The 8,588-nt window shown below is 61.9% G+C and carries 6 protein-coding genes and 1 pseudogene; 1 reads left to right on the top strand and 6 read right to left on the bottom strand.

Going from position 1 to position 8,588, the window contains the following annotated elements:
• Positions 1–278 precede the first annotated feature (278 nt).
• The 3 genes from RDW26_RS08970 to RDW26_RS08980 form a co-directional block, all read right to left on the bottom strand.
• Positions 279–1,160 carry an electron transfer flavoprotein subunit alpha/FixB family protein gene (locus tag RDW26_RS08970; protein WP_294398423.1) on the bottom strand — a complete coding sequence of 294 codons (882 nt, stop codon included), beginning with the start codon at positions 1,158–1,160 and terminating at the stop codon, positions 279–281.
• A 22-nt stretch (positions 1,161–1,182) separates the two neighbouring features.
• Positions 1,183–1,926 (bottom strand): hypothetical protein, encoded by a 744-nt coding sequence (locus tag RDW26_RS08975; RefSeq protein WP_294398427.1) that lies wholly within the window; start codon positions 1,924–1,926, stop codon positions 1,183–1,185.
• Positions 1,927–2,051: 125 nt separating this feature from the next.
• Positions 2,052–3,206: an acyl-CoA dehydrogenase family protein gene (locus RDW26_RS08980; RefSeq protein ID WP_042434421.1), complete on the bottom strand. Its 1,155-nt coding sequence runs from the start codon at positions 3,204–3,206 to the stop codon at positions 2,052–2,054.
• A gap of 377 nt (positions 3,207–3,583) precedes the next feature.
• Here RDW26_RS08980 and RDW26_RS08985 point away from each other — a divergent pair, with 377 nt between their 5' ends.
• Complete coding sequence (locus RDW26_RS08985) at positions 3,584–4,237, top strand: TetR family transcriptional regulator (protein WP_307983335.1); 654 nt, start codon at positions 3,584–3,586, stop codon at positions 4,235–4,237.
• A gap of 189 nt (positions 4,238–4,426) precedes the next feature.
• On the opposite strand, the gene RDW26_RS08990 is transcribed toward RDW26_RS08985, so the two are convergent.
• The 3 genes and pseudogenes from RDW26_RS08990 to RDW26_RS09000 form a co-directional block, all read right to left on the bottom strand.
• On the bottom strand, positions 4,427–5,959 hold the full coding sequence (locus RDW26_RS08990; RefSeq protein WP_114620356.1) for a 2-isopropylmalate synthase: 1,533 nt from the start codon (positions 5,957–5,959) through the stop codon (positions 4,427–4,429).
• A gap of 455 nt (positions 5,960–6,414) precedes the next feature.
• Positions 6,415–7,998 (bottom strand): phosphoglycerate dehydrogenase, encoded by a 1,584-nt coding sequence (serA, locus tag RDW26_RS08995; protein ID WP_307983336.1) that lies wholly within the window; start codon positions 7,996–7,998, stop codon positions 6,415–6,417.
• Between the two features lie 368 nt (positions 7,999–8,366).
• Positions 8,367–8,588 (bottom strand): annotated as a pseudogene (locus RDW26_RS09000) (ketol-acid reductoisomerase); the annotation flags it as partial.

Raw genomic sequence — 8,588 nt, forward strand, 5'->3', positions numbered from 1 at the left:
CGTAAGCCGCCACGCCGCCCGCGCAGCCAGATCCCACGACGATGATGTCGAAATCAGCTTCAGCCACCATTCGTCCTTTCTAACGTGTTCTCGTCTTGGTTGACCCGCTTCAGCAGCGGATCGTTCGATGATCGGCGCGGGCGCCCGGCGCCTCAGGGCGCCTGATGATCGATCGCAAGGCCGAAGCCCTGCATCGATCCCTGCAACCTGATGGGACGCCCAGCGCCCGCGCAGCATCGAGAAGAAGCCCGCCCTTGAAGGACGGGCTTTCAGACCTGTTACAGAGCTGCGGTCAGCGCAGGCAGGATCTCGTTGAGATCGCCGACGATGCCGAAGTCGCACTGCTTGAAGATCGGGGCGTTCTTGTCCTTGTTCACCGCGATGACGGTAGCGGAGCGGTTAGCGCCGACCATGTGCTGCATCTGGCCGGAGATGCCGGCGGCGATGTAGAGCTTCGGGGTGACGGTGATACCGGACACGCCGACGTAGAGCTCGGTGGGCAGCCAGTTGACGCCCTCGGTCAGAGGACGGGAGCAAGCGATGGCGCCGCCCAGCTTGTCAGCCAGGTCGCGGGCCTTCTGCAGGTCCTCCTCAGCGGCGAAGCCACGGCCAGCGGACACGACGACGTCGGCCTTGGTCGGGTCGGCAGCGGTCTTCTGACGCTCGACGTTGCCGGTGACCTTGGCAGCGCGCTCGGGGGCAACCCAGGCCACGTCCTCGGCAGCTGCGGCGCCGGCGGCCTTGGAAGCATCGCACACGCCGGCGGCGACGATGTAGACCTGCTTGTCGCCAGCGGCCTTCTGCACGCGCTCGGCGACGCCGCCGAAGTACGTGCCGCGGCCGCCCTCGGCGGTCAGCTCGACGGTTGCGCCTGCAGCGGCGGTGCCCAGCTTGGCAGCCAGGCGGCCAGCGATGACCTTACCGCGGCGGGTAGCCTCGACCAGCACCACGTCGGCAGCGTTAGCGGCGTCGACCAGCGCATAAGCGGCATCGTCGACCAGCGCGCCAGCCGGCACGGCAACATTCAGGACCTTGTCGGAAGCACCCTCGACGGCGCCGCCGAAGCAAACCAGGGACACCTCATCGGCGCCCAGCTCACGAGCACCGCCAGCCAGCTCACGGGCGACGTCTGCGTGCTCAGCGATAACCAATGCCTTCATATAAGACACCTCACCTTTCCGATTACAGAGCGGCCTTGACAGCGGCGGCCAGCTTCTCGATGGCGCCGTCGTCGGCAGCGTCGACGATCTCCAGCTTACGGGCAACCTGCTCAGGAGCCAGGCACTCGACCGTGGTCAGAGCGGCGGCCGGGGCGTTGTCGGCACCGGCGACGTCCATCGGCTTCTTGCCGGCGGCCAGGATGTCCTTCATGCCCGGGATGCGCGGCTCGGCGACGTCGGGCGTGACGGAGATGACGGCGGGCAGCTCGACCTCGACGACTTCGGTGCAATCCTCGAGGGCACGGGTGACGACGGCGGTGGAGCCGTTGACCTCGACCTTGCAGGCGGCGGTCACGACAGGCCAGCCGAGCTTCTCGGCCAGCTGCACGTCGACCTGCTGCAGGTAGTTGTCGGCGGAACCGTCGCCGCAGATGACGGCGTCGACGTCGCCGGCCTTGGCCAGCACGTCGGCCAGGGCGGCAGCCGTGGCGGCTGCATCCAGATCGGCCAGAGCCTCGTCAGCGGCCATGTACAGATGACCCATGCCGCGAGCCATGACGTCCTTCTTGAGCTTGGAGTTGTCGATGTCCTTGCCGCCAACGGTGATGGCGACGGCCTCATCGGCCAACTGAGCGCCCAGCTCCAGGGCGTTCTTGTCGTACTCGGAGATGGTCAGCTTCGCCTTGGAGAAGTCCAGCGTGCGGTCGCCCGCAACCTGAACGTCCTGGGCGTCGGGAACGGCCTTGAAAGCCACTGCGATCCTCATGGAATCCGTCCTTTCGTAAGACTTAAACGATACATACAGCCCGTTTACCACGGGCGTTATGCCACGATGGGAAAACGGGGCGGCCGGCAACCGATGCGCGGGCGCCCCGATGAAACAAGCGATGCTTATTCAGCGTACTTCTTGGCAACCTGACGGCCGGCGATGTATGCCATGACCTCATGGGTGCCGCCGCCGAACATGTTGCCGCGCATGTCGGCCCACAGACGACCGACGCGGACCTCGGTGGTGTAGCCCAGGCCGGCGTAGATCTGCAGGGCGGAATCGGCGACCTCCCAGCAAGCCTTGCAGCCATAGCGCTTCAGCATGGCGGACTCGAGCTGGACGGGCTGGTCGTTGTCCATCATCCACAGCGTCTTGTACAGCATGTTGCGGGTGTTCTGGACTTTGATCTCCATGTCGGCGAGCAGCTCCTGGATCATCTGCAAACGCGTGATCGGCTTGCCGAAGGCGATGCGCTGGTTAGCGTACTTGGCGGCGTCCTCGAGGGCTGCCTGAGCCAGGCCAACCTGCTCGGCGACGATGTAGGAACGCTCGACCTCGAAGTTCTTCATGAGCATCATGAAGCCCTTGCCCGGCTCGCCCATGCGCTGATCCTCGGTGAGGACGACGTCGTCCAGGTACACCTCGCAGAACGGGATGCACTGCTGGCCGATCTTGTGCAGCGGAGCAGTGGAGACGCCGGGGGTGTCCATCTTGACGAACCACAGGGACATGTTGCCGTTGTCGTGGCTGGGATCCTCGTCCTTGGCGACGACGATGGTGTAGGGCAGCTTCTCGCCCATGGTCACCCAGGTCTTCTGGCCGGACAGCTTGTAGGTGCCGTCAGCCTGCTTCTTGGCGACCGTGGTCATGGAGCGATTGTCGGAACCGGCGCCGGGCTCGGAGATGGAGAGGGAAGCGATCGGCCAGCCGGTCTCCATGTAGTGGTCCATGGCCTCCTGCTTCTGAGCCTCGGTACCGAACTCCATGATGTCGAACATGGACAGGGAGTTCTGATACAGGATGTGCATGCAGCCGCTCTTCTGGTACAGGCGCTCGATCATCAGACCGATGGTCACGCGATCCATCGGGATTCCGCCGTACTCCTCGGGAATGCCCATCAAACCGAAACCAGCGTCGCGATAAGCCTCGGCGATCTCCTGCGGCATGCCGTGATCCTCGTACATCTTCTTCACGACGTCCTCGGTGAAGTAGCGTTCGCAGAACTCATCCACGCTCTCGAGCAGCATCTGCTGCTCATCGGTCAAATTGAAGTCCATCTTCTCTCCTTGGCTCGAGTTTTGCCGGACCTCCGGGATTTGCCCGGTTTCCTTGAGCTGAACTATACGCGCTTGCAAAACAGCCGGAACCGGTCACTATGCCGGTTTTGAGTGGTTTTTAGCCATTTTGGCCTGTCATAGCGAATACCTATTAAATCGAGGGTGAACTGATAACTTCCGTACATAATTTGCTTGACCTGGGGTTATTCTGTGTCTTGCAGATGTTTTACTCGAAACATCGCACAGAGGTACGCTATTTCTTCATCCCCCCATTTGTTGTTCGCTGTCCATCTGATGTATACTGTAAACTAGCTAGAAAGATTGCATACATGGCCTATCGGCGCTTTGGCGGCGGCTGCGCAGAAAGGATGCACACCATGGGTTCGTTAGACACTATGGGGCTTTTGGGGAACTCGTTCATCGAGCTGGCACAGCATCAGCCGATAGAGAAGATCTCAGTCTCCGACATCGTCGCAGCATCCGGTAAGAATCGCAAAACGTTCTATTATCATTTCGAGAGCAAGGAGCACCTGATTCGATGGGTATTCCGTCGCGATCTTGCCGACGTGTTGAAGTCCAATGTCGCCGACGATGACCTGCTCTTCGAGCCCGAGGGCGACGACTCCTTCCCTTCCCTTCCCTACTACGTCCATAAGAAAGTCGGCGTGCGCAGCTTAGATGGCTCGGTGTTCTTCGACATGCTGGCCGAATGCTTCCAGTATCGCCGCTCATACTATGCAAAAACGCTGCGCATGAGCGGGCCCGACAGCCTGCAGGCCTACCTGTACCGCCTGTACGTCCCTGCGATGGCGGCGGATATCCGCTTCATTCTGTCGAACCGCTATCTGTCGGAAGGAAACGTCCGATTCTTGTCGGAATTCTATACCGGGGCGATCTTGTCCTATCTCCAGCATAAGGTGTGCGACCCCACTTGTGCCGATATCACCGCAGACGTCAAGCCGTTTCAGAATATCGTGCATTCCTCGCTTGAGAGCGAGATCAAAAAGCAACAGCTGCGACGCGTGTTGTGATCATCGTGAGGCAACTGCGACCAATCTCGCAATTCGCATCCCATGCGATTCGCTGCAGACAACGCTGAGCGACATACGTATGCATGACCAATTTCTTTCGCCCTGCATATCGCCCTTAACACGAAACGGCCTGCGAACCATTCGTTCGCAGGCCGTTTTCGTTGCTAGAAGCTCATGATGCGCAGCGCTCTATTTCGCGTGCTCCGCCTTGTCGTTCAGAAGACGGTTCAACGCGTTCAGGTAGGCCTTGGTGGAGGACACGACGATGTCGCCATCGGCGCCGCGACCCGTGTACACCTCGCCGTCGGGAGCGGTCACGCGGATGGTGACCTCGCCCAAGGCGTCGATGCCGCGCGTGACGGCCTGCACCGAGAACTCGGTCAGATCGTTGTCCACCTGCACGATCTTGTTAACGGCCTTGTACACGGCATCGATCGGGCCGGTGCCGAAATCGCATGCGGTGACGACCTGGTCGGCGGGATTGCGCAGCGTGACGGTAGCTGTGGGCTTGAGCGGGAAGCCGCAGGATATCTGCACGGACTCCAGCGAATACAGCGCAGCCTCGTTGCGATGGCTCTCGTTCATGAGCGACTCGAGATCCTCGTCGTAGATTTCCTTCTTCTTGTCCGCCAGATCAAGGAAGGCATCGTACATCTTGTCGAGCTTCTCCTTGTCAAGCTCGTAGCCGAGCTCCTCCAGGCGATGCTTCAACGCGGCATGGCCCGAACGCGCAGTGAGCACGATCTGGGACTTGCCGGCGCCGACCTCTTCCGGATCGATGATCTCGTAGGTATCGCGCTTCTTCAGCACGCCATCCTGATGGATGCCGGAGGAGTGCGCGAACGCGTTGGCGCCGACGATGGCCTTGTTCACCTGCACGTTGATGCCAGTGATGGACGAAACCAGGCGGGAGGCCTTGAGGAACTCGCGGGTGTTGATGTCGGTGTGGGCGTCAAGCTCCTGACCGTGCATCTTGATGCCCATGACCACTTCCTCCATGGCCGTGTTGCCCGCGCGCTCGCCCAGGCCGTTGATGGTGCACTCAATCTGGGTTGCGCCGTTTTCCACACCGGCCAGCGACAGGGCCGTGGCCATGCCCAGGTCGTTGTGGCAATGGACCGAGACGGTGACGTTCTCGATGCCGCGGACGTTCTCCATGAGGTACCTGATGCGGCGGCCGAACTCGTCGGGCAGGCTATAGCCGGTGGTATCGGGGATGTTCACGACGGTTGCGCCGGCATCGACGACGGCCTGGATGACCTTGGCCAGGAACGCATAGTCGGCACGGCCGGCGTCCTCGGCGTAGAACTGGACGTCCTCGACGTAGCTTTTCGCATGCTTGACGGCGGCCACCGCGCGCTCGATGCACTGATCCTCGGTGATGCGGAGCTTGTCGTGGATATGGCTGGGGCTGACGCCGATGCCCGTGTGGATACGGGGACGCTTGGCGTACTTCAACGCCTCCGCGGCGCGGTCGATGTCCTTGGCCACGGCACGGGTCAGGCCGACGACGGTGGCGTCATCGCCAGCCAGCTCGGCGATGCGGCGGACGCTCTCGAAGTCGCCGGGGCTCGAGATCGGGAAACCTGCTTCGATGACGTCGACGTTCAAACGTAGCAGCTGACGCGCCACAACAAGCTTTTCCTCGGTGTTCATGGAAGCGCCCGGCGATTGCTCGCCGTCGCGCAGCGTTGTGTCGAAAATTGCGATCTTGCGCGTCATTTCCGTTCCTTTCGGCTCTATTTACAAAACGCAAATCATTCTAATACACCTAGCGCAACGGTCGAGTTAAAACTACGTTCAACAAGTTACCCACATGTTAAATCTTGACCAAACCGAGCATTTGAGAACGCTTTTGCGGCATCGGGCGCGATCATGGAGCTGTAAGCAGAGGATTTTCGCATGCTTAAACGCGAAGGGGTATCGGGTCGACAGGTCGGAGGGGCATCCGGCAGCAGGAAGGCAAAGAAGCGTCCGGCGACCACCCCCACATTGCAGGGCGCGATCGGGGGACGGAACGCAAGGGAGCCTTTTGCCGCTGAAATGCGGGGGCTCCACAGTCGGCAAGGCGCAAGCAAACGTTAGCCGCCGAAATGCGAACCCTTTCGACCGTCTGAACGCAAAAACGCCCGCCGCGATTTCACGCGGCGGGCGCATAGCGATATGCGGTTGCCCGGCTACAGCTTCACGTACCAGAGGTTCTTCAGGTCCTCAAGGTTCTCGCGCAGCTTGGCCAGCACGCTGTCATCGAGTTCGCCTTCGATGTTCATGTAGACGATGGCCTGGCCTGCCTCGGGGTCGTTGACGATCTGCATGGTGGTGATGTTGATGCCGGCGTCGCCAAGAATGGAGCCGATGGTGCCCACGCGGCCGGGGCGGTCCTCATACTGGAAGATGAGCGCCTGCGGACCAGGGGCGATGTCAACCTTGTAGCCGAGCAGCGAGATGAGGCGCACGTGCTGATCCTCGCCGGAAAGCGTGCAGCCGATCTCGCGGCCATCGGCGACGACCGTCACCGAGGAGGAGTACGCGCCGGCGGATGCGTGCGCGCCGGTGTCCACACGGATGCCGTGGCGACGGGCGACGGCCTCGGCGTTGACGGGCGTGACCACCGTTGCCAGGTTCTTGTAGGAAAGCAGGCCCTGAAGGGTGCCGGCCATAAGGATGGTGGCATCGGCGGGAGCGGCCTTGCCCGAAGCGGTGAGCGACAGTCGCTTGGGCACTTCCCCGCCCAGCTGGGCGAGCATGCTGCCCATCATCTGGCAGGCAGGCACGTACGGGCCCACGGCGTCCATGACCTCGGGCGGCACGGGCGCCATGTTGAGCGCGGTGGGAACGACGCTGCCCTGAAGGCCGGCGGCAATGTAATCGGCGATCTGCACGCCCGCGCGCCTTTGCGCCTCGTAGGTGTAGGCGCCCAGATGAGGCGTCAGGATAGCATTGGGGAACTCGTGCAAGGGGCTTTGCGTGCAGGGCTCGTCCTCGAAGACGTCGATGCCAGCGGCGCCGATCTTGCCGGCTGCGATGAAGTCGGCGAGCGAGTCGATGTTGTAGATGCCGCCGCGCGCCACGTTGACCAGGATGACGCCGTCTTTCATGGCGGCGTACTGTTCGGGGCCGAACATGCCGATGGTCTCGTCGGTCTTCGGCAGATGCACCGTGATGAAATCTGCCAGGGGAAGGAGTTCGTCCATGTTGTCGTAGAGCGCCACGCCGAGCTGCTCGGCGCGCTCAGGGCTGCAATACGGGTCGTAGCCCACCAGGTGCATGCCGAACGCGCGGGCGCGCTCTGCCACCAGGCCGCCGATGCGGCCCAGGCCGAAGATGGCCAGCGTTTTCTCATACAGCTCGCTACCGCAGAACTTGCCGCGCGACCACTCCCCCGCATGCATGCTAGCGTTGGCCTGAGCGGTGTTGCGCGCGCACGCGAGCATCAGGCACATGGTCTGCTCAGCGGCGGAGACGATATTGGAGGTGGGGGCGTTGCATACGATGATGCCGGCCTCGGTTGCGGCCTCGACGTCGACGTTGTCCACGCCCACGCCCGCGCGGCCGATGGTGCGCAGCTTCGAAGCCGCGGCGATGACCTCGCGCGTGACGTGCGTGGCGGAGCGCACCACGAGCGCGTCGTATTCGGGGATGGCCTCGATGAGCTCATCCGTGGACATCTTCAGCTTGACATCTACCTGCAAGCCCTTCTCCGCAAGGCGGTCCAAACCGGCCTGCGCCAGCTTCTCGGTAACCAGGACCTTCTTCGTCATGCGCAAAAACCACCCTTCGTGTTGTGTTCGCATACGCCTCTATACTACACAACGCGAAACTTCACGGCGCACCCGATATTCAAATATCCGGAGAAAGGCCGATTGTCGCGAACGAATGCGCGAAAACCGGCTCGTCGACGGAACGCGCAAGGGGAGCCCCGGACAGCAAACCGCGACATGAGCAAGGGCTTTCGAAACCGCGCCGACGAATGAACGCAAGCCGCCTGCCCCTCTATACGCTCCAAGCCCAACATAGCCGTAAACAGCGAAAAGGGGCCGGGCGATATGCCCGGCCCCTTGAGGGAAACCGATTCACGGGATGGCCGGCACCCCGATATGGCTACGCGGCCAAAACCGAAACGTTCGCGCTATTCGGCCTCGTCGGACTTAACCCAGGAGAACATGCCGCGGATCTTGGCACCGGTCTGCTCGATCTCGTGCTTGTTGATGGCCTCGCGCTGCTCGAAGAGCCACTTGTGGCCGTTCTTGCAGTCGGCGACGAACTCGCGGGCGAAGTCGCCGTTCTGGATGCGATGCAGAATCTCCTTCATGGCCTCGCGGGACTGCTCGTTGATGACCTTCGGGCCGGC

Source organism: uncultured Senegalimassilia sp., from assembly GCF_902464545.1.
GTDB lineage: Bacteria > Actinomycetota > Coriobacteriia > Coriobacteriales > Eggerthellaceae > Senegalimassilia.